Genomic DNA, 22840 nt, shown 5'->3' on the forward strand with positions numbered 1-22840 from the left:
AAAGCAGTAAAATATCATATAATAAAATTGTTCATGCTGTAATTGAAGTAGCCCTCATATCACTTTAGACTAGAAATAATAATTTTTCATAATCTGATTCATTACTTATTATTGAAATTAATGATAAAATTATACCTGTTGTTCCTTCTAAAAAGCTTGTATTTTTAATTATTTCTGCGTCTCTAAATGTTTTAAAACCAAATCTTAATGATGGATCAAATAATAGGTATATTTCGTCCAAAGTTTTTTCAAGATTGTACAGATAAACTTTGTCATTAGTTTCTTTATATATTGATGTCATTATAGATAAAACACTACTATGTCCATGACAAAGAATTGGTGTGTACAAATCATATTGCTCAAAATTTTGAGTTAATAAGTTTTTTAACATATCATTGCTTTGAAATACTAAAGTATCATTTTTTAAGTTTATAAATACATTTTTCAATCCTTTAGCTATGCTCATTCCTCCATAACACCAACTCTCTATCTGCGAGCGATTAACATCGAAACTTTTTTTCATATACTCATCAGGGGATATTTGTGTTGGCCATCTATAATAATCTTTTTCTTTATTTACAAACACCTTATATAAATTTAAAATTTTATCTATAGCCTTATCAATATCTTTTATATTGTTAATCTTTTTCTTTAATTTAGTTATTGAAATTAAAGGTGCTATCATACCATGAGCCATTCCAAAATTTAAATAACCTTCTGGAAATCTATCTTTATCAATTTCATTAATGATATACTTAGATTCCATATGGAATCTTGGAATTATATATTCTTTATATTCATAATCAAAACAAAGTGATATAAGATATTCGCCAATTTTCATTATTTTACAAATATCTTCATCAGCCCACTCAAATTCTAAAAGATAGTACAATACACCAGATACTCCATATATTAAATCATAATCAGTATCTTTAGAACCTTTAAATGTTATATTTTTTGTTAAAATTTCAACTTTCTTATAACACTCACTCAATAATAAATTATTTAATGAGTATAAAAAGTTTCCTAAAAGACCTGTTTTTTTATTAAATAAATATACTGAAAAAGCTGAATAACCTAAACCAATAAACATAGAAGGCTTTTTATTACTTTCAAAATCATGTTCTAGTTTATGTTTTATACCTCTTGCTAAACTATATCCTATTTCTATATATTCTTCTTTTTTCTCATTATTTACCAAAAGAATAAATTCGGATATTGTAATTAAATAATCTTCATATCTAAATGGTGGTATGTAATCATTTCTATATTCTTGTTTTATTGATATTAAATACCATTCAATAATAACTTTAATTTTATCAAAATAACTTTTTTTCAATTCAATATTACTTTTCATAGAGATCATAATTTATGCTCCTTTTTTTGGCAGCAAATTCTTGGAAAGAATCAGTATTTTTTATCCAATTTTGAGACCAAAATTTTAACTCATTTTGATGAGACACATTTTCAAAATTCACAGCATCCTTTGGTAATGTTTCAGATTTATACATTCTAAATAAATACTCTAAATAATAGTTTGAATATCCATAGTTTCCTTGTATCTTTCTAAGCATATCTTTAGCTATTAAAGTTGGCTTTTCATACATTGAATCATTAATATAAATAAAACTATAGTTAGATAAATTTTTAATTCCTAAATGAATAGATAAATGATCAAGATATTCAATAACTTTTTCTGACCCGCTGTGATCAGCAACAGTTAAAGTAAATCCTAATTTACCTGAAAAACTTAATAGATGAAATTGATAAGATATCCTATCTATAAATGTCTTCATTATCCCAGATACATCATTGGCATATACTGGCGATGCCAAAAGTATAATATCTGCTTTTTCCATATATTCACGAATTAAGACCATATCATCTAATTTATCTAATTCGCAAAAACCATCATTAAAACATTTTTGACATCCTATACAATACTTAAGATTTAATTCTCCTAGAAAAATACCTTTGTAACTATAAGCTTGATCTAGTTTTGTCAACTCATTAAGTATATTCTCTGTAATTGCTTTTGTTTGTGATCTATTATTATTAGAACCTATGATAGCTACAATATTTTTTTTAATAATACCCCCCCCTTAATTATATATCTACTTATTAAGCATAAGGTAACCAGTATAATTTTTTAATTAAAACTTATGATTTATCAATTCATTTCTTATATTAATAACAAATGCTTTATAAAATTTATTTAATTAACTACTTCTTTTTACCACATATACTAATTTTCGTCATATTGCAATTGCATGAATCACTTCCTCCACAATAAATATTTGTACAAACTTGTATTGATATTTGTACTGTAGTAATAACACATCCCCAAGTAGATGGAGGTACTGCTTTTGAATCAACTAAAGCATCATTTTTATTCTCTCTTAAATCAATATTAAAATCATCAAATTTTCCCATAACTAACCATCCTTTCAATTTTTTATGTAACCATTTTATTATAAAGCATTTGCTACTTACCAAGTTATTGTTTATATTTGCTCTGATTAATAATTGTTTTGACTGATAAATGAGCTAAGGATAATATTCTTTCTTCATAGTTTCTATCACCATGTAAACGATTACAGAACATGTGTGATATTGATAAAAATAAATTTTTATTATCTTCAGTATTGTTGCATGACTTCTCATTATTAGTTAATACTTTAAATTCAGTTAATTTATTTTTTCTAGATAAATAGTTTTCTAAAACAGTTTTATCTTTTACAAAGGCTTCAAAGTTGTCTTTTAAAACATTCTCTACAAAGCTAACATATTTGTTATTTGATTTATGAAATTCCTTCCTATATTCTAACTTATCAAAATCCATTAATATTTCATTTAATTCATCTAAATCTTTAGTTAAAGTTTTTAAAATGGAAATAACTCCAAATAAATATATCTCATCCAACACTTCTTTATTTTCGATATTATAAGAATTTAACAGTGATATGACAAACTCACTATCAGATTCAAATAATTCTTCAGCTTTACTTATAAGATTTAGACCTCCATATCTATTTGTTTCTCTTTCATAAACATCAAAAATCACTTTATTAACCATTCTACTATTTTCTATTTTTTCTAACCACTCACTAATTTTTCCTATATTTTTTATTGAACTTTCTTTACTCTCAAATTTAAATCTTATTCTCAAATGATATCCTGTATGGTCTAAATATCTAATGAAAAAAAATAAATGTTTATCTAGATTAAACCTTAACTCATTTTCTATAGAGTTTAATACATCTAAATTTCTATCTCCCACACCATAAACTTTTATATATACCCAACCATCTGAAAATAAATTAAAGCATCTATTTTCACTTATTATTTTTCTACCTTTGTTTATTTGTATAGCTTTTTTATAGTTTTCTATAATAAAAGTAAAAACAAATTCTGATATATATTTATTATTACATTCATCTACCACCATACTTCCATCAATTAAATTAGTTTCAACTTCAGAAAGCTCTACAAACCTAGATTTCTTTAATGAGGCTAATATCAAATTACTATACACATCTTTTTCCAAATTAATTAACAATCTATTATCAGCACTCTTTAAGTAAACATATTTATCAATGGAAAATTTATTAATATAATTTTTTAATTCTAAAATAAATTTTGAGCTATCATTAACTGTAAAATCGTCAGAATCTAATATCCAAGTTTTTGGAAAAGCCGTAACCTTTCCAATTTTTACTCTTGGGATATAAACACTACTTATATCATTAAACATAAATATTCTATGTATCAAGCATTTATTGTAATTACTAGAAATACGATACAAAATATATGCTACATCATTTATTACGCTAGGATTCAACATATTATCCAGTACAAATTTTATCTTTTTATTATTTTTATATTTAATATAAAATTGAGCGTTGTCATCTAAGCCTATTGATAAGTCTTCCACATTAATTTCTCCAACACTATCATTAGAAGGAAATCCAAAATTAATATAATTATTATAGTTTGTTGTTTTATTAAATATATTAGTAATTCTACCATTTGAGCTTATCTCTCTTATTTCTGATACTATATAGTCATCATCTATTAATTTATTTTTTTTGTCATAGATGTCTAAATACTCTTGGAAAAGCTTCTTATCTAATACCTCTTCAAATCTTTGGAATGTAGTTCCACCATCGTCACTTCCTACATTAGGTCCAACGAAATAATTATAGTTATTCATTTCATCTTTAGTTATAAAAACATTTAAATCAAAAGATATTGGCAGTTCAGTTTTAGGCTTAATTTCATCTTTTATATCTTTTTCCTCTATTATTATTTCGTCACTATGATTAATCTGAGATAAGGTTAACTTTTTCTCTAATAGTCGTTTGATCATATCCTCTCTTTCATATATTAATTTATTATGCTCATTCACATGTTTAAATCTTTTAATTGCATCAAAACCATTAGGATCAATAAAGTCAACAAATGGTACTTCTATATTCAGTCCATATTTTTCTATAAAATCATCTTCCACAGATTCATTATCATATTTTTTCTCAATAAATAAATTTTTAAAAATATTTGCAAATTCTTCTAAGTCTTTTTTTATATTAATATCAATTGAATTATTATTAAATTTTATACCAGTGTTTAACATTAAATATGTATTTGACTTATGGATACTCTCCATAATAGAAGAGATTTTCTTAATATTATTAACATCATAATTATAATTATTATAAAAAAATATTAAAGAATCTAACTCTTTTAATTTTGATAAGATTTCTTTGTTTTTTTCATCTAATTCTAGAAATTCAAGCTTTGATATTAGCTTTTTTAATGGTTCATGAGTTAATAAATTTATTCTTAAATCAGTTAATATAAACTCACTTTTTATTAACTTAAGTATAGTGTCATTAACAATATTTATATTAATTCCTTCATACATAGATACAATTGCTAAACATAATTTTTCGTAACTTTTAAACGTTTTTAATTCTTCTTTAATTAACTGTATCAAGTTTGAATATTTAATATTATTTTTATTTGAAGAAATTTTTTCATTACCTAAATTAGAACAAAAAGGATTTTTAAATCTATCTCCATATTTATAACATAAGGGATTAATTTTTAAGTTTAATTGCTTTAAAATTATTATATTATTTTCAAAAGAATTTATTATAAAATGAAGCCAAGAATTGTCAACATTAACTTTTTTAGTTACTAAATCCTTAGAAATATTTATTCCAATATCACTATTCCTAAATTGTGCTAGTCCTACTTTACTAAAACCACCAAATGGTGTTGGTCTTGATGATGATCTTATTATATATTTCAAAAGACTTTCTTTGTAGTTCTTTATTTTTTTTATTTTGCCTTCTTCTTTTTTTATAGTATACTTTTCAAAAGAGTCATATAAATTTCTACTTGATACAAGTAAATTTTCTTCAAAAAAATTATATAAATTGTATTCTTGAATTAAATTTTCAACATTTTCATTATAGTATCCATCTAATGCTGTATATATATTTATGGGTAAAGATGGTGTTCTTACCATAAAAATATCATGACATTTATATCTGTTCACATTCTCCATCAATAAACTCCCCTTCTAGTTGTATTTTATAAAGTTTTGAATATAATTTTCCTTGTTCAAATAAGTATTCATGTGTTCCTTTCTCTACAATACTTCCTTTCTCTATAACAATTACTTCGTCAACTTTTTTTACAATATTTATAAATCTATGGGTTATTATTATACCTATCTTATTTTCGAAAACCTTTGTATATAAGTTTGATAAGTTGTTTTCTGTAAATGGATCTAGGCTTGAATTAGGTTCATCTAAAAGGTATACATCTGCATTTTTGACAAAAGTTCTTGCTAAGGCAACTCTGTGCCACTGTCCCATTGAAATTTGTTTTCCAGAGTCAAACCAATATCCCAATTGTATATCATATTTATTAATTTCACCTTCTATAATTTTATTTAAATCAAACTTATTTATTATTTTTTCTAATTTCATATCATCATTAATTAAAGTAAGGTTACCATAATAAATATTTTCTCTAAGTGTTGCTTCAAACCTTAAAAAATCTTGAAATAAAAATCCTAACTTTTCTCTATATGAATCCATATCTATATTTTTGATATCAACTCCATTGATTAAAATATCTCCTTCATAATCAAAATAGTAACCCATTATTAATTTACCTAAAGTAGTTTTTCCACTACCATTTAAACCTACAATAGCAAAAGAAGTACCCTTTTTCATAACTAAATTTATATTTTTAAGTATATAATCTTGACTACTTTTATACTTAAAAAATACATTTCTAAATTCAATCTTTTCAATAGAATCTACCTTTATTAATGTCTTTTTTGTTTGAAGTTCAACTTCATTTGTCATATCTAAAAGTTCAAATAACATGTTGATATATAAACTGTTTTGCTTTAAAATTGAAAATAAATTCAAAATATTTTTAATATTATCTTTTATATTCATTATCAGTTTTGTATATGTAATAACATCACCTATTAATATAACTTGAACTATACCAAAATATATTATTATTCCAAATAATATGCCATCAATAAATTCTTCTAAAAAATCTAATAGTGATATTTTAGTCAGTCTTTCTTTCTCTAATGTTAAGTCTTGTTTATTAAATTTATTTATGTATATATTATATTTTTTTATAAAATATGAAAATAAATTGTTAATTTTTAATTCTTTGAAAGCATCTCCATTAGTAATTAAATAACTGTAATACCATGATTTTCTAGTCTCACTTGTCCTATTTCTAATGATGTTATATTTCTTGATATTGAGTTTATTTATAACGAAAAATTTTATTATAGGTATAATTATAATAAAAGGTATCATCCAAATATTAAAACCTATAAATTTTATAATGTATAAAATAGTGGTTATTAGTAAAGTCATTATTTGAATAATTGTGCTTATCATTAATATAATTTTATTATTGATATCTCCTTGTGCTCTATTAAATCTATCATACACATCACTATCCTCAAAATCTTTTAAAGAAAGATTAGATGCCTTCTCTAAAATTAAGTTATCTAAACATAAATTGAACTCTAATTCAAATTTGTTTTTATAATAACCTATAAATGTTTCTATTATTAAGAGTAAAAAGTTTACAAATAAATATAAAAATACAATAACAAATATTTTTTCAATATTTTTATTACTTATTTGCAAAGAATTTATAATTTCTTGCATTAAATTAAGAGATAACAATGGTAGAATTGATAGTATTATTGAAGAAATCAAGCTGATAAAAATAAATTTTTTATCAGTATCTAATATTAATTTTATTATTCGCTTCATTTTTAAGATTTTATTATTTTTAATAATTATCACTTCCATTTTAATTAATAATTGCAGTTACATAAAGTTGAATTATAATTGAGATAAATCATACATGTAGATTACTTTTTAAAAAGTATTAATGATTTTTTGACATTTGCAAATGTGATATGGGATTAATTTATGTTTATGAATAATATATATTTTATTAATTTTCTATTTATTATTAGTATATTAGGTGTTTTTCCTAATTTCAACACTTATTTTTATACATAATAGTACACAAACTTTACAATAAAATTTATAATAAAATTTATTATTTTATGTTATTAATATATATTTCAAAAAATTATTGCTATTAAATTTATAATTTTGTTATTTAAAATAGCAAAATTATAATATTTTTTTAATATAATTTATTTTATCATTTAACATAAATTAGTAAAATACTATAATTTTTATACCTTCTGATTAAATTGTACTAGTAAATAGATGTCTATCTACTAATTCCTTTCTTCTTCAAACACTTAATGTCTTAATCTATATTTTAATTTATTTTCAGTCTTGACAATAAAACTTGTCATGCTATAATAATATTAATACCAAGTAAACTTGGCATATATAAAAGGAGGTTTATTAAATGAATAAAGAGGAAATTTTAAAAAAGAGCCGCCAATCAAATAATGATGAAGGTATAAAATATATACAAAATAAAGGAAGATCTGTAGGATATTTTGTATTCTGTTGTATATACGTTTTTATCATTCTATTTAATGCTTATGTAGGACAAGAAAGTTATGCTGCATCTTCATTATTTTGGGCATTTTTAGCTGCTGAGACTATTTCAAAATATCCATTTACACATAAAAAATCTTATATTATTGTTGGAATTATAGGTACAATCGGTACTATTTTTTCATTAATTAATTTTGTACTATTATCATTGAGGTAGTCAAATGAAAAAAGAATTAGTATTAAAAAATAACTTAAAAGCAGCTAGAGAAGAAATAAATTTATCTCAGAGCCAATTAGCTGAATTAGTTGGTGTGTCAAGGAACACTATTAGTTCAATAGAAACAGGAAAGTTCAATCCAACAGCAAGACTAGCACTTATTTTGTGTATAGCTTTAGATAAAAAATTTGAAAAATTATTCTATTTTTAATTATAGTAAAGTTATATTATTACCAAAAATTCTATGTAATATGTGTAATTTAAATAAAAAGGTTATATAGTTGTATATATAAGGAATAATAAAAAATAGGCTGTGAAGAATGATTATGAGATATTTGAGAATAATATATTCCATAAAGAATTTGAAAAAATTGCTTAAGCTTGTTATATGGAACAAATGAAATCTTTCTCTAAATTATTTAAGAATAAAAACTTCTATAATCTATAATGTAAAACTTAGCCAAAGAATTGTATAAAGATTTAAAGAAGTAAAAAAGATTAAAGTAAAAAGCAACTATAGCATCTAATTACCTATACTCCATTTTTACACATATGCACTCTATCTTATATATGGTTAAACACTGTTTTCTCCGAACTGTAATATTATTAAATTTCAATCTGTTCATTTTGTATTTTGTAAATTAAGCGTTCACAGGATTATGGTAAAATAAACTATTTTTATTTTGCAAGTGTGATAAACTACCAAAAATAATAATCTGTATCTTTAATAGGGAGATTTCTTGACTATTCTTGAAAAAATATAACAAATGAGGAATTTTGTATGGAAAAATGTGAGATTGACTTTGTAGAATATAAATCATCAGATACTATTACGAAACAGTGTAAGCGTTCAGATATTCGAAAATACACTGATATTGGATACTATGTAGATATGCATAAAAATGGAAATTGGTTTTTAAAAAAGATGCAAAGGTTAGTTTTACAATAAAAAATTCCTCACATACTGAAACTCTTGACAAGAAATATGATATAGTAAGATTTTATTCTAGAGATCGAATTTTCAAAGCTTTAGTTTACAATTTTAAACAAGACATAAAGAGTGGGATAGTAAGCATTTATATGGATAAAAACGAAAATATGAAATAAAGTCTAATTAGTATTAACACTAAAATAGTAGTTATTTTATATATCTAAATATTTTTTTATACAGATTAAGAAAGTAGATACTGTATACTCTCTTAATCTGTACCTATTTATTTTATAAGAAAATTGACTATCTTTCAAGTTCATTATTTTTTTGAATAATATTTTCGTCATTTTTAAATATAAATGTAAGATCTTTTGAATAATCACTGATTTTAAACGAAATTGTAAATTAATTTGTGCTTCTAAAGATAATTTTCGCTTTATAGCACAATTGTTTATTTACTATTAATGTTTCCCAATATATGAATTTTATTTTAATAAATTGTAAAATATATATATTTGGATATTCCTAAATATTTTTGGAAACCATATCTATTATGGCAAATTTTTAGAATATGATTTTTAAAAATTATATTCTATTATCAAAAAATATGGATAACTGATTGTATATACCATCCCAGTTATTTCTCCAAATTTTAATTGCTTAAGGATACTGCTTACCACCTTTTTCATCTATTTTATCTAAAGTTGACGAAGCTTCTTGTTCATTAACTGCCTTATATACAGATTTAAAATCACTTATTAATTATTTTGAATCTTTGTATGAAATATATTTAAAAGTGTTTCTTATCTGATGGATTATACATTTTTGTATTACAGAATTAGGATAACTTGCAACTATCGCCTCTTTAAAGCCATTTAATCCATCAAAACTGAAAATCAGTACATCTTTAACTTCTCTATTTTTTGAATCCGTTAAAACACTATACCAAAACTTTGATTTTTCGTTTTCACCTATCCATATTCCTAAAATATCTTTGAAACCATCCTTATTTACTCCTAAAATCACATATGCAGCTTTATTTTTTATTTTTCCATCATATCTTACTTTATAATGAATTGCATCCATAAATACAAAAGGATAAACTTGTTTAAGGGGTCTATTTTGCCATTCTTTAGTTCTTGAATTACAACATTTGTTGTATTATCAGTTGAAATTTCTATACCACATAAATCTAATATTTAGTCATGTATATCTCTTGTTGACATACCTCTTGCATAAAGTGATATTATTTTTCCTTCGATTCCTGAGGTATCTCTAATGTTTTTAGGAACGACTATTAGATTAAAGTCATTATCTCTGCCTCTTGGAACATCTAGTTGTAAATCTCCAAATTGTGACTTTATAGTTTTTTGCTATATCCATTTCTTCTGTTACTTGTATTCTTATTATGGTTGTCACCATTTTCATAACCTAGTTCTAATGCCATTTCTTGCTCTAACATCTCTTGTAATATATCTCTAGATTTTATAAATTCTCCATCTGGTATAATTTATTTGACTAATTGTTTTCTAAAGTATTCATAAAAAAGCTTCTTTATGACATTTGATTATATTTAAATCATTGCCATAAAGAAGCTTTTTATTAATCTTGAAGCACAAATTATTCTACATTACACCGATTTCAATAAGTAAAATCTATCCTAACTTTTCAACAACAGTCTTTAACATTTCTCTTATTGGAAGTTCATATGGACATCGACTCTCACAAAGCCCGCAGTCAATACATTCAGTAGGTTTAACATCCATAACTTCGTATTTTTCCTTAGCCCACTCCTCTAATCCATATCTAGTGTAATATCCTTCACATAAGAAGCTTAAAGGTATATTTATTCCAACAGCACAAGGCATACAATATTCACATCTTCTACAGAATTTTTTACCTAGAGAATTTCTTATTTCTTCAATTGCTTTCTCATCATTCTCATCTAATACAAGATTTTCAAGCACAGCGACATTTTGTCTAACTTGCTCAACACTATCCATTCCTGGTATAACCACATCTATATAGTCCTTAGACAATATATATTTAATAGCCAATGTAGCATTATCTAAAGCTCCACCAGCTAAAGGTTTCATTACTATTATACCAATTCCTTTTTCATGAGCTTTTTTAAATACCTCGTCTGCTTGTCCTTCAACTATATTGTAAGGAAATTGTATAGTATCAAATTTGCCACTTTCTAAAGCTTTTTCTATAGTATTTAAGTTATGACTAGTTATACCAATATGTTTTATCTTACCTTGTTCTTTTGCTTCTAAAAGAGCATTATAAGCTGTTTTACCTTTAAAAAGATTGTCATACTCTTCTTCTTTAACATTGTGGAATTGATATAAATCTATAAAATCAGTTTTAAAGTTATTTAAACTTATTTCCACATCTCTCTTCATTGAATCATAATCTCTAGACATACTTTTAGTAGCTAGAAAAAATTTATCTCTTTTTCCTTCTATAGCAATTCCAATCGCTTCTTCACTTATTGTATATCCCCTCGCGCTATCAATAAAGTTTATGCCTTGTTTTTCTAGCTCATTTATAACTAAATTAGTATCTTCTTGTGTAATTCTTTGTATTGGAATTCCCCCAAAACCGACTCTTTTTATCTTCATACTAGTTTTGCCTAAATTTCTCATAACCTTCCCCACCTAACTTTTAATTAATTTTACACATTATCAATATGTTACTTTTAATTATACAACAAATTATGAGAATTTTTGCAATCTATTTATATACTATTCACAATATATACACATATTATCAAGTTCATTTATATAGTTTATAATATACTCTTTTATATTAAATCAAGATTTCATTTAATATGCTTCATAATATACCAATCTATATTTCACTAACTTCTAATCTAAATTTAATCTACATAGCATCAAAATATTATTTATATCAAATCAAAATACTATCTACATCACATTAAAATATTATTTACTAGATAAAATTTCTTTAATCATCTTAATCTCTATCTTATGACCTTCATCATCAAAAGGTGTTTCTAAGAAAAATGGCAAATCTTTAATGCTTGGATGTTCCATAAAATCAGTTAAAGCTTTTAGTCCTATCTTACCTTCACCTATTGCAGCATGTCTATCTTTTTTATCTCCAAATGGCATCATACTATCATTTAGATGTATAGTTTTTAATCTATCTATACCTATAACCTTGTCGAATTCCTCTAAAACTCCATCCAAATCATTAACTATATCATAACCAGCTGAAAAAATATGACATGTATCAAGACACACACCTATTCTTTCTTTATGTTCGATATTATCTATTATGCTCTTTAACTGCTCAAAACTAAATCCTATTTCAGTTCCCTTTCCTGACATTGTTTCAAGGAGTATCGTTATATTTTCATCTCCTTTAATAGCATTGTTTAGCCCTTTTACTATTCTATCTATACCAAAGTCTACTCCACCGCCTACATGACTTCCAGGGTGAAAACACATGTATTCTATACCTAGTGAGTCCATTCTTCTTATGTCTTCATCTATTACTCGTGTTGCGAATTCATAAACATCATCCTTCACTCCACCTAGATTCATAGTATATGGAGCATGTGCAAGTAATGGTGCAAAATTGTTTGCTTTTCTAATCTCTTGAAATTTAGCTATATCTTTTTCATCAAATGCTTTAGCATTTCCTCCTCTTGGGTTTCTACTAAAAAATTGAAATGTATTTGCACCAATATACACAGCTGTTTCAGCTGCCTTTGCAAATCCTTTTGCTATTGAAATATGTGTTCCTAATTTAATCATATTAATCTCCTTTTATTTATATATAATTTTAATTTTTAAACTTTTAATAAGTAAGTATTGATTTTAGTATAACTATAATTAATTTCGTATAGATTAATTATAAATTTTAATATTTATAGTTTAATTATACCCATTTTGATAAATTTCAAAGAGCATATTTATTCACTCTAATAGCATAAAAAAATAGAGACTAAAAATCATTATTTTACTCATGCTCAAAAGTATTTTTTGATTATTAAGTAAATTCTGATGTTCAATCTCTAATCTTATGTTTTATAATTAATACATAATTAATGATTCTAATTAGGACATTCTTCTTCAACTGTAGGAACTACAACCATAGCTATATCATACTTAGAACCTTCAACGCTGTCTTGTCTTTTATTTAAAATTTCATCTATCTTTGATTTCATAGTGTCATTAAGTTCAACTAATTCATCATGAGTAAGAGAAATATCATGATAATCAACTATATTTTCATTTTCTAAAACATCTTCCTCTGCTGCTTTATAAAAAACTTCACTCATATTTTCAAATCTTGATATGTACAATTCTTCTTTTTCTTCCCCATTGTCTAAAGAAAAATTAAGTATCCTGTTCCCTATAACCACATTTTTTGCACTTGGATAATAATATTTTTCCACAATCCCCGACTTTATTTTTTCCTCAACTAATTCTAAAATACCAACTTTGTATAACATTTTTATGTGGTAGTTTATTTTTGCATGAGGTTCTTCCAATAATTGAGATAATTGTTTTGCTGACAATGGCGATTTGTCAAATGCTTTTAGAATATCTATTCTACGTGGATGTGCAATAGCCTTTATGCACTCCAAATCTCGTAATACCAATACCTCTTTCATTGACCCCTCCTAAAAAATTTATTTAATTCATATTTCTTTACAATTTAATTATATATTAAATTATATGTTGTTGTCAAAAAAATCCTTTCTTAAAATTTTAAAAAATATTTAATCTGAGTTTATTTGACAACTCCTCTAAAACTTTAACTCCTGCGACGCTGTTACCTTTTTTGTCAAGTGCAGGTCCATAAACACCAATACCCATACGTCCTGGCACAGAAGCCATTATACCACCCCCAACTCCAGATTTTGCAGGAATTCCAACTTTAATAGCAAATTCCCCAGAAGCATCATACATTCCACAAGTCATCATAAAGGTTTTGACAATTCTAGATACCATTTCACTCATTAAATGCTCTCCATTTTCTATGTCTACTCCATAATTAGCAAGATTTATACCAATTCTCGCTAAATCTATAGAATCCACTTCAATTGAGCATTGTTTAAAATAAAGGTCTAAAACATCTTCTACATTACCTCTGATAAATCCATCACTTTTTAACAGATAAGCCATAGCTCTATTTCTATCTCCAGTCATTTTTTCAGACTTATAGACATCATAATTTATTCCTATATTATCATTTTTTGCCAACTTTCTAAAAAAACTAAGCATTCTTTCTTCTTTTTCTTCCAAACAGCTCCCATTTATAAGAGAAGTGGTAACTATTGCTCCTGCATTTATCATTGGGTTACAAGGCTTTTTAGTATCATTAATCTCAAGTTTCATTATAGAATTAAATGGGTCTCCACTTGGCTCCATTCCAACATTTGAAAAAACGTCTTCCCAGTCATTGTCCATAAGTGCCATTGCAAGCACAATTGGTTTTGAAATGCTTTGTATAGTAAATTTCGTGCTACAATTTCCAGCACTATAAAGGTTATTTTCACTATCTATAATACAAATTCCTAAATCATTTCTACGAGCATTTTTTAATTCTGGTATGTAACTAGCAACTTGTCCATAATTTGTATATTTTTTATTAGAACTTATAATTTCTTTTAATAATGTCTCATCTAACGTATTCATATGCACCTCATCATCTTATGTTATATACTCTATTTTAGCACAAGTTTATACTATAATAAAACAGTGTTAAAAAAAATTATACTTTAAAACTATTTTTTGCAAACTTAACTTTATTTTTCAAGCATATTATAAAAAATATCATAATATTATAAAAGGAGTATTAAAGTTAAACAGTATTTATTATCTATACTAATTCTCACAAAACAAAGAATTTTTGATAACTAAATAGAATTTTCACTTTAATACTCCATCAATATTATTTAAAATACAAACCATAGATTATTCAGTATCTCTAAGAAAATATTTAGTTCAATATGAGTACAATAAAATAATCAATAATACATGCTAATCAACTATTTTACTTCCTCCAATAAATTCCCTAAGGATTGAAGTTCCTGGTATATCAGAAATATCATCTAGTTCAACAAAGTACTGTAAAAACTTTAATAATCTAGTCGCTTCAATATAAGCAGGATTATCTTCATCTATTTCTTCCAATAGAGGCTTAGCAAATCGCTTTAAAACCGCTAATTCATACACACAGGCGGAATTAAATATAGCATCTGCTTCATCTTGATAAGGGAATATGTTTTTCTTTTCTCCTCTTCTAACTGATGCCCATTGCAAAATAGTATTATCAGCACTATATCCTCTAAAATTATAATCTCTAACAATTCTTCTTATCATTCTCAAATCAGCAGTAGGAATTCTATTATGGTCATCTAAATTTATTTGAGTAAGGGCACTTATGTATATCTTAAATTTATCTTCATCTGGTATAGATGCTGTTAAAATAGGATTTAACCCATGTATACCTTCTAATATAATTGGTTGATTTGAGTCTATCTTTATCTTTTTGCCAGTATACTCCCTTGCTCCAGCTTTAAAGTTAAACCTTATATCCTCAATTTCTTCACCTGCTAAAAGTTTATTTAAATCTAAGTTGAATCTCTCTAAATCTATAGCATAAATTGACTCAAAATCATAGTTTCCATATTCATCTAAAGGAGTATGTTTTCTATCTATAAAATAATCATCTAAAGATATTGAAATCGGATTTAAGTTATTTACTCTAAGATGTATTGATAGTCTATGAGCAAAGCTTGTTTTTCCAGATGAGGATGGAGCTGCTATTAAAACTACTCTCTTATTGTTATCTTTTATCATATCTGCTATTTGAGATAGTTTCTTTTCATGTAATGCTTCAAATGTTCTTATTATATCTCCATATTCATTATTTTCTATTATTCTGTTAAGTGATACTACCTTATCAATTCCCATGAGTCTTGACCATTCTTCTGCTTCATAATATACATTTGATAGCTTAGGTTGAGGTATAAATTTCATAGGAAGAGTCTTATCTTCTTCACTAGGCCCTAAAATTATAATGCCTCCATTGTAAAGTATGATATCAAACGATTTTATATAACCAGTTGATGGCAACATATATCCATAAAAATGGTCTATATAGTTTCTACATTTATATACTTTAGCGCTATCATATTCCTTGTATTTCAAAAGCTCTGCTTTTTCATACATCTCATTATTTTCAAATATAGAAATAGCTTCATCCCTCGTAACTTCTATTTTTTCTATAATGTAGTCATTATTTATTATCTCTTGCATTTTATTTTTTATATTTTCAATATCAACTTCTTTAAGTTTTCTCTCTATATGAACTTCACAATATAGTCCACCAGATAGTGAATGTTCTATTGTAACTCTGCTGTCCCAAAATATCTCTCTGCAAGCCATCACAAACACAAATGACATGACTCTAAAGTAAACTCTTTCTCCATCTTCATTTGTAGTATCTAAAAACTCTATCTCACAATCCTTATTCACTCTACAATTTAGCTCTTTCAGTTTATTATCTACAACTGCAAGTGTTATATATCCTTTATGTTCATCGCAAAACTCTTTTGCTATATCTCCTAGTCTAATTCCCAAAGAATTTTCGTCTAATGAATACTCCTTATTTCTTCCGTCTATTTTTAAATTTATTTTCTTCACTTCAACATCTCCTTCCTTTTGATGAATATACATTTTAATCAACGAGGCATATCAACAAGATAAAGAGAGGTATTTAACCCTCTCCTACAATATGATTCAATTTACTTATAGTATCTTCAATGTCTTCATAATTTATTTCTAATACTAAATATTCTGCATCTAATTTTAAAACCTCTTTAACACTCTCTTCAGATAAAATACCTCTTCCTATACCAACATGTATATCATTGATACCATCATTATCACTTAAGTGTATCAATTTTATCTTATCTTTCAAGTTATTTAAATAATCATCCTCATCAATTAAACAGTGTCCAGTATCGTAACAAAAACAAATCTTAGAATTTTTAATCCTCTTAAATATATATTCAAAATCATAGGATATATTTCCAATATTTGAAAAATCGCCACCTTTTGAATAAGTATTCTCTATACAAATATATGAATCTGTATTTATCTTATTTAAAAAATCCACACTATTATCTAAATACTTGTCCCTATTCTTTTTAAGTCTATTTGTCATAATATAACCCAAATGAAGATTAAAGTACCTTATATCAAATCCTTTTAGCTCTAATTCTATCTTCTCAATAAAACTTATCCACGAAGCTCGTATATATTCTATATTTTCACAAGTGTTTAATTCCATAGGTAAGTGTATTCCTATAGACAACCCTAGTTTAGAAATTCTCTGCTTATATTTACATAACTCACTACATTCAGATATATTATCAATACCAATTTCCAAATGAGTTATTTCCTTTGTACTTTCACAAAGCTTTAAAGCATCTTCAATATTAAACAATAAAGATGCCACACCAACTGCCATACAAATCACCTACTCAAAAATACCTATTTGTGTAAAAGGAAACACTCTTACAATAACTTTTCCTTTAATATTCTGTTCATCCACTAATCCCACTTCTTTATACCTACTATCTAAACTTACTTCTCTATTATCTCCCATAGCAAATACTTTACCTTGAGGAATCACCATATCAATATCGCCTTCAGTATAATTATCATGTATATATGAAACTTCATTTAATAACTTACCATTTATATAAACCTTAGAATCTTTAATTTTTAAATGGTCACCTGGTACACCTATAACCCTTTTTACTAGCTCTTTTTTTCTTCCATTATCTTGTAACAAATCAGTCTTAAATATCATTATATCTCCACATTTTGGTTCTGATAATTTATATGTCATTCTATTTGCCACTAAGTAATCGTGTGGTTTAAGTGTTGGGTACATTGATTCTCCATTTACTAATGTTGGTTTTATAAAGCGAGTTATAATAAATGCCAAAAAAAGTGCAGTAATAATTATTTTTATCCACTCTACAATCTCTTCTTTAATAGTTTCATTCATTCACAAATTCTCCTTTATAGTTATATTATCTTTATTGATAATGCTACTTTTAAACACTATCTTTTAGATAAGTCTACTAAATAAGGTGTTGTCTATTTGTATATAAATTTTTTAGTAAATACTTTTATACAAATCATAATATAGACAACTATTGTGTATGGTCTGGTGATTTCAGTTAATCAGCGATTGCTCCAAATTTTATATTTATAATGTTTAGTCAATAGTCCCTATCTTAGAAAATGGATACAATCTGACTAGAACTTTTCCTAAAACGGTGTGCTCGTCGACCAATCCAACCTCATCGTATCTACTATCTAAACTTCTTTCTCTATTGTCTCCCATCGCAAATAATTTTCCTTCTGGAACTACAATATCAATATCTCCATCAGTACGATTATTATGTATATAGGAAGCCTCATCTAACAATTTATCATTTACATATACCTTGGAGTCTTTTATCTTTACATGGTCACCAGGAACCCCGATAACTCTTTTTACTAAATCTTTTTTCTTTCCATTTTCTTCTGTTAAGTCGGTTTTGAATACTATTATATCTTTGTATTTTGGCTCTCCTACTTTGTACGCAATTCTATTGACTATCAAATAATCGCGTTCTACAAGCGTAGGATACATTGATTCTCCTTTAACTATTGTTGGCACTATAAAACGCGTTATTGCAAATGCCAAAACAAGAGCTATGACAATCACTTTTATCCACTCTACAACTTCTTTTTTAACTGCTTCACCCACTAAAATCGTCTCCTCTGTGTTCAATATTAAGTCAATCTACAGCAAAACTAATCTACCATAAACTTACAATATAAATATTATACTTCTTTTTTCTAATAGTTTAAAATACTTTTCTAAGACCTTTAGGGTAATGATTCTTAATTACTCCAGCAGATTCTTTTCCCCAACCTAAAGGTATATCTTCAACCGAGACCAAAACCCACCCTCTACTTTCATTAGAATTTATAACATCCCCTTTTAAATATTTAAGAATTGATTCGCTTTGTACACTAAAGTTTTCAACGTTTTTTACATCTTCAACTTTTAAGTAATGAGATAATGCATGAGAAGGCTCAAATCTATTCTTCTTTAAAACCCCTAAATGCAAACCGTATCTCAATACTTTTAGTTTTTTTGTATCTGGATATATTTCAGGAAGTAGGTACAAGTTTTCCCCTCTTAAATAAAATTTATTTTTTTTATTGCTATAAAAATCAGTCTTTAAAAATTTCTTTTCAAACTCCCTATAATCCTTTATTTCTTTATCTAAATTTTTTATTTTTAATTCTTTTACATTACTTTCTTCTTCTTCTAATTTTTTTATCTTGGCTACAAAATGACCTTCTCCCTTTATTTTATGAGGCCATAGCCTTTCCATCTCAACAAGTTCTGCATGTGGATGTTCACTGATAAACTCATTTATAACATGTTCATTTTCCTCTTTTGAAAAAGTACATGTTGAGTAAATTAAAATACCATCTTTCTTTAACATTTTATATCCATCTCTTATAATCTCTTTTTGAATAGATTGGCATTCAAGTACTTTTGCATGACTCCAATCTAAGATGGCCACTTCATCTTTTCTAAACATTCCTTGACCAGAACAAGGTGCATCTATAATCACCTTATCAAAATACCCATTAAATGCCTTTCTTAAGCTATTAGAATCAGTATTTGTTATAATACAATTTCTTGCCCCAAATCGTTCTAAATTTTCTCCTAGAGCTTTAATTCTACTCGCATTAATCTCATTAGAAACCAATAAACCTGTGTTTTTTAATTTAGATAATATATATGTAGATTTGCCACCAGGTGCGGCACACATATCAAGTACCTTATCTCCTTCTTTAATATCTGCTTTTGGTATTACACTCATTGCAGAAGGCTCTTGCAAATAATATGCTCCAGACTCATGTAATGGATTTCTACCAGGTCTATTAATTTTATCATCATAATAAAAACCTTCATCTGCCCATGGTATCTGATATAAATCAAATAAATCTAAATTCAATAATTTTTCTTTGTCAATTTTTAATGTATTTATTCTAAGACCAGTAGTCTTTTCTTCATCATAACTTTTTATAAAATCATCATATTCATCTTGTAGTATTTCTCTAATATCTTCTAAAAATTCTTTTGGTAAATTTGCCAAATTTATAATCCCCCTTTTTATCTGCTTTGCTTGTTCGTCATTTATTTTCTTTTCTTTTTCTTTAAGTTTCCAAAAAACACTTTTTTAGAGTTATTCATATATTTTTCAAGTTTATCGAGATTTATCTTCCACAAAATTATTACATAAACTATAAATAATATAATAGCCCATCTATATTCTATCATCAATATAAAATCAAAAACTCCATGTAATAAAATCGGAATTAATACAGCCATAAATAAGTATTCACGTTTCTTACTTTCATTCCCCTCAAACTTATACTTAGAAATATAATATCCCATAGTAATAGCAAACATTACATGTGCTGGAATGGAGATAACTGCTCTATTAATACCAACCTGTAGTGCTAAATTTCTACTTTCAGAGAAAATATAAACTATATTTTCAATTGTTGCAAATCCTAAAGATAAAAATACAGAATAAATAATACCATCTAGTTTTTCAGTAAAATGCTTTTCTTTAATCAATGAAGGGATTAGTATTAAAGCTTTTACACCTTCTTCCACAAGACCTGCAACTATAAATGATACATATAATAATTCTGAATATCCTTCAAATACATTAAATTTCATTAATAGATTTTCTAAAAGAATAATTATAACACTTAAAAAAGCACCTATCATAAAAAATTTAATTAAATGGATTAACGGTTCTCTACAATATTTATCTTTAGATCTTATCCAAAACATACCTATTAATATAGGTACTACTGCCAATAAAAATAAATCCAGCTTCATAGGTAATTTTCCTTTCAAAGTTTTTAATTCATTTATGTTTTATAATTACTTCTTATTTTTAGTTTATTTGTGTTTTAAATATACACTTACTTTTAATTTATTTTTTTCTATATTTCTATTTTCTCTAAGCTTTTATTTTAAATTTTTCTACATTCAAATTTATATATCAAACTCTTTACCATTAAATAAGTTAAAAACACTCAAAAAAATTTAAATTTATATCTATATTATTTAACAAATCTCAAGCTATATTCATATCTTGAAATATAAGGGAACTAAATTCATTTAAAGAAAGGGTGATTTGATGCAAGATGGTTTCTTAACAGTAAGTATAATTGATGCTACTAACAATAGACCCATTCAAAATGCAACAGTAAACATATATTCAATGTCTAATGGTAGCCAAAGTTCATCAACTTTATACCAGAACCTAATAAGCAATGAATCTGGTCAAGTGACTGGATTAGTATTACCAGCACCAGATGTAGATTACTCTCTACAACCATCTGATGTTAGGCCTTATAGCCAGTATATAGTAGAAGCCATAGCAGATGGATATGAGACAGTTGTCATAGAAGGGACACAATTACTAGCTACAATTGAAGCTAGACAAGGAGTTCCCATGTTTCCTAGAACAAGAAGTAAGCGTTCCTTCTCAAGACAAAGTGAGTTGATTTTTGATATAGGAGAACATACTTTATATGGTACTTATCCTCCTAAAATTCCAGAAAGTAACTTAAAACCATTGCCACCACCTACTGGCTTCGTTGTATTAGATAACCCTGTAGTACCTGAATTTATAGTAGTTCATGATGGTCTGCCAGAAAATACATCAGCTGCAAATTATTGGATTCCATTTAAAGAGTACATTAAAAACATAGCTTCATCTGAAATATATTCAACTTGGCCTGAGCAGACAATTTATGCAAATGTAATAGCGATAATATCATTTACTTTAAATAGAGTCTTTACTGAATGGTATAGAAACAAAGGATATAATTTTACAATAACCTCATCAACAGCATATGATCATAAATTTATAAATAATAGAAACCTATTTGAACCAATTAATGTGGCTGTAGATGCTATATTTAATACATTTATAAAAAGACCTCCTACCGCAAGACAGCCATTATTAGCTCAATATTGTGATGGTCAAAAATCTCAATGTCCTGATCAAATGACTCAATGGGGTAGTAAAGACCTAGGTGACCAAGGATACGATTATGAGGCAATCCTAAGATATTTCTATGGAGATGAAATAGTATTTGAAAAAGCTCCTATCGTTAGTGGTGTACCAGTATCATTTCCTGGAACTACGCTACAAGTTGGTTCTTCTGGACAATATGTTAGAACTATACAAAATCAGTTAAATGCTATATCTAACTCTTATCCAGCTATTCCAAAGGTTAGAGAAGATGGTATATATGGAACAGATACAGAAAATGCCGTTAAAATATTCCAAGGAATTTTTGGTTTACCTCAAAGTGGAGTAGTAGATTTTAAAACATGGTATGAAATATCTAGGCTTTATGTAGCTACAACTAGAATAGCTTCTTTAAATCCTCTAATTTAGATTTTAACTTACTAACTTAACATAAAAAATGGCTGTTATAAACTAATATATGTTATAAGTTTTTTAACCTATAATCATAATAGTCCCAA

At 26.0% G+C, this 22840-nt stretch carries 21 protein-coding genes; 4 read left to right on the forward strand and 17 right to left on the reverse strand.

Features of this window, described 5'->3' with window-relative positions; genetic code table 11:
* Positions 1-64: 64 nt before the first annotated feature.
* The 5 genes from KGF45_RS13785 to KGF45_RS13805 all read right to left on the reverse strand — a co-directional run bounded on the left by KGF45_RS13785 (position 65) and on the right by KGF45_RS13805 (position 7328).
* Positions 65-1357: a lanthionine synthetase LanC family protein gene (locus KGF45_RS13785; RefSeq protein ID WP_227830320.1), complete on the reverse strand. Its 1293-nt coding sequence runs from the start codon at positions 1355-1357 to the stop codon at positions 65-67.
* Positions 1347-2093, reverse strand: a complete 747-nt coding sequence (locus KGF45_RS13790; protein WP_413926594.1) for a flavodoxin family protein — start codon at positions 2091-2093, stop codon at positions 1347-1349. The genes KGF45_RS13785 and KGF45_RS13790 overlap by 11 nt, the downstream gene beginning before the upstream one ends.
* Positions 2094-2223: 130 nt before the next feature.
* Positions 2224-2433 (reverse strand): hypothetical protein, encoded by a 210-nt coding sequence (locus tag KGF45_RS13795; RefSeq protein ID WP_227830321.1) that lies wholly within the window; start codon positions 2431-2433, stop codon positions 2224-2226.
* A gap of 64 nt (positions 2434-2497) precedes the next feature.
* Complete coding sequence (locus KGF45_RS13800) at positions 2498-5572, reverse strand: lantibiotic dehydratase (protein ID WP_227842750.1); 3075 nt, start codon at positions 5570-5572, stop codon at positions 2498-2500.
* A complete protein-coding gene (locus tag KGF45_RS13805) occupies positions 5550-7328 on the reverse strand; it encodes an ABC transporter ATP-binding protein (protein WP_227842751.1) in 1779 nt (592 codons plus the stop codon). Before KGF45_RS13805 ends, KGF45_RS13800 begins: the two co-directional genes overlap by 23 nt.
* Before the next feature lie 619 nt (positions 7329-7947).
* On the opposite strand from KGF45_RS13805, the gene KGF45_RS13810 reads away from it, so the two are divergent.
* The 3 genes from KGF45_RS13810 (at position 7948) to KGF45_RS13820 (ending at position 9208) form a co-directional block, all read left to right on the forward strand.
* Entirely contained in the window at positions 7948-8259 is a 312-nt protein-coding gene (locus KGF45_RS13810) for a DUF6442 family protein (protein WP_227829965.1), read from the forward strand.
* A 4-nt stretch (positions 8260-8263) separates the two neighbouring features.
* On the forward strand, positions 8264-8470 hold the full coding sequence (locus KGF45_RS13815) for a helix-turn-helix transcriptional regulator (RefSeq protein ID WP_227829966.1): 207 nt from the start codon (positions 8264-8266) through the stop codon (positions 8468-8470).
* Between the two features lie 570 nt (positions 8471-9040).
* Positions 9041-9208, forward strand: coding sequence for a hypothetical protein (locus KGF45_RS13820; protein ID WP_227829967.1), 168 nt, complete (start codon positions 9041-9043; stop codon positions 9206-9208).
* A gap of 744 nt (positions 9209-9952) precedes the next feature.
* Here the strand turns inward: KGF45_RS13820 and KGF45_RS20160 are convergent.
* The 12 genes from KGF45_RS20160 to KGF45_RS13875 all read right to left on the reverse strand — a co-directional run bounded on the left by KGF45_RS20160 (position 9953) and on the right by KGF45_RS13875 (position 21175).
* Positions 9953-10276, reverse strand: a complete 324-nt coding sequence (locus KGF45_RS20160; RefSeq protein ID WP_255287876.1) for a transposase — start codon at positions 10274-10276, stop codon at positions 9953-9955.
* A 113-nt stretch (positions 10277-10389) separates the two neighbouring features.
* The gene (locus KGF45_RS20165; RefSeq protein WP_304521572.1) at positions 10390-10554 is read right to left on the reverse strand and encodes a transposase; all 165 of its coding nucleotides are present in this window, start codon (positions 10552-10554) and stop codon (positions 10390-10392) included.
* Positions 10555-10845: 291 nt separating this feature from the next.
* Positions 10846-11841, reverse strand: coding sequence for an aldo/keto reductase (locus KGF45_RS13830; protein ID WP_227842752.1), 996 nt, complete (start codon positions 11839-11841; stop codon positions 10846-10848).
* Positions 11842-12141: 300 nt separating this feature from the next.
* A complete protein-coding gene (locus KGF45_RS13835; RefSeq protein WP_227842753.1) occupies positions 12142-12978 on the reverse strand; it encodes a deoxyribonuclease IV in 837 nt (278 codons plus the stop codon).
* Between the two features lie 299 nt (positions 12979-13277).
* Positions 13278-13841, reverse strand: a complete 564-nt coding sequence (locus tag KGF45_RS13840; protein ID WP_227433610.1) for an ArsR/SmtB family transcription factor — start codon at positions 13839-13841, stop codon at positions 13278-13280.
* Positions 13842-13938: 97 nt separating this feature from the next.
* Positions 13939-14868, reverse strand: a complete 930-nt coding sequence (gene glsA, locus KGF45_RS13845; protein ID WP_227840910.1) for a glutaminase A — start codon at positions 14866-14868, stop codon at positions 13939-13941.
* A 345-nt stretch (positions 14869-15213) separates the two neighbouring features.
* Positions 15214-16881 (reverse strand): nucleoside kinase, encoded by a 1668-nt coding sequence (locus KGF45_RS13850; RefSeq protein ID WP_227842754.1) that lies wholly within the window; start codon positions 16879-16881, stop codon positions 15214-15216.
* A 73-nt stretch (positions 16882-16954) separates the two neighbouring features.
* Complete coding sequence (locus tag KGF45_RS13855; protein WP_227829972.1) at positions 16955-17710, reverse strand: sugar phosphate isomerase/epimerase family protein; 756 nt, start codon at positions 17708-17710, stop codon at positions 16955-16957.
* Between the two features lie 9 nt (positions 17711-17719).
* Positions 17720-18256 carry a signal peptidase I gene (gene lepB / locus KGF45_RS13860; protein ID WP_227829973.1) on the reverse strand — a complete coding sequence of 179 codons (537 nt, stop codon included), beginning with the start codon at positions 18254-18256 and terminating at the stop codon, positions 17720-17722.
* 213 nt (positions 18257-18469) lie between these two features.
* A complete protein-coding gene (gene lepB / locus KGF45_RS13865) occupies positions 18470-19006 on the reverse strand; it encodes a signal peptidase I (RefSeq protein ID WP_227829974.1) in 537 nt (178 codons plus the stop codon).
* A 100-nt stretch (positions 19007-19106) separates the two neighbouring features.
* The gene (locus KGF45_RS13870) at positions 19107-20417 is read right to left on the reverse strand and encodes an RsmF rRNA methyltransferase first C-terminal domain-containing protein (RefSeq protein ID WP_227829975.1); all 1311 of its coding nucleotides are present in this window, start codon (positions 20415-20417) and stop codon (positions 19107-19109) included.
* Positions 20418-20458: 41 nt separating this feature from the next.
* Positions 20459-21175: a PrsW family intramembrane metalloprotease gene (locus KGF45_RS13875; protein ID WP_227829976.1), complete on the reverse strand. Its 717-nt coding sequence runs from the start codon at positions 21173-21175 to the stop codon at positions 20459-20461.
* A 304-nt stretch (positions 21176-21479) separates the two neighbouring features.
* Here KGF45_RS13875 and sleC point away from each other — a divergent pair, with 304 nt between their 5' ends.
* Positions 21480-22751: a spore cortex-lytic germination protein SleC gene (gene sleC, locus KGF45_RS13880; RefSeq protein WP_227829977.1), complete on the forward strand. Its 1272-nt coding sequence runs from the start codon at positions 21480-21482 to the stop codon at positions 22749-22751.
* The last annotated feature ends 89 nt before the right edge of the window (positions 22752-22840 follow it).

Source organism: Clostridioides sp. ZZV14-6154 (assembly GCF_020657785.1).
Taxonomy (GTDB): domain Bacteria; phylum Bacillota; class Clostridia; order Peptostreptococcales; family Peptostreptococcaceae; genus Clostridioides.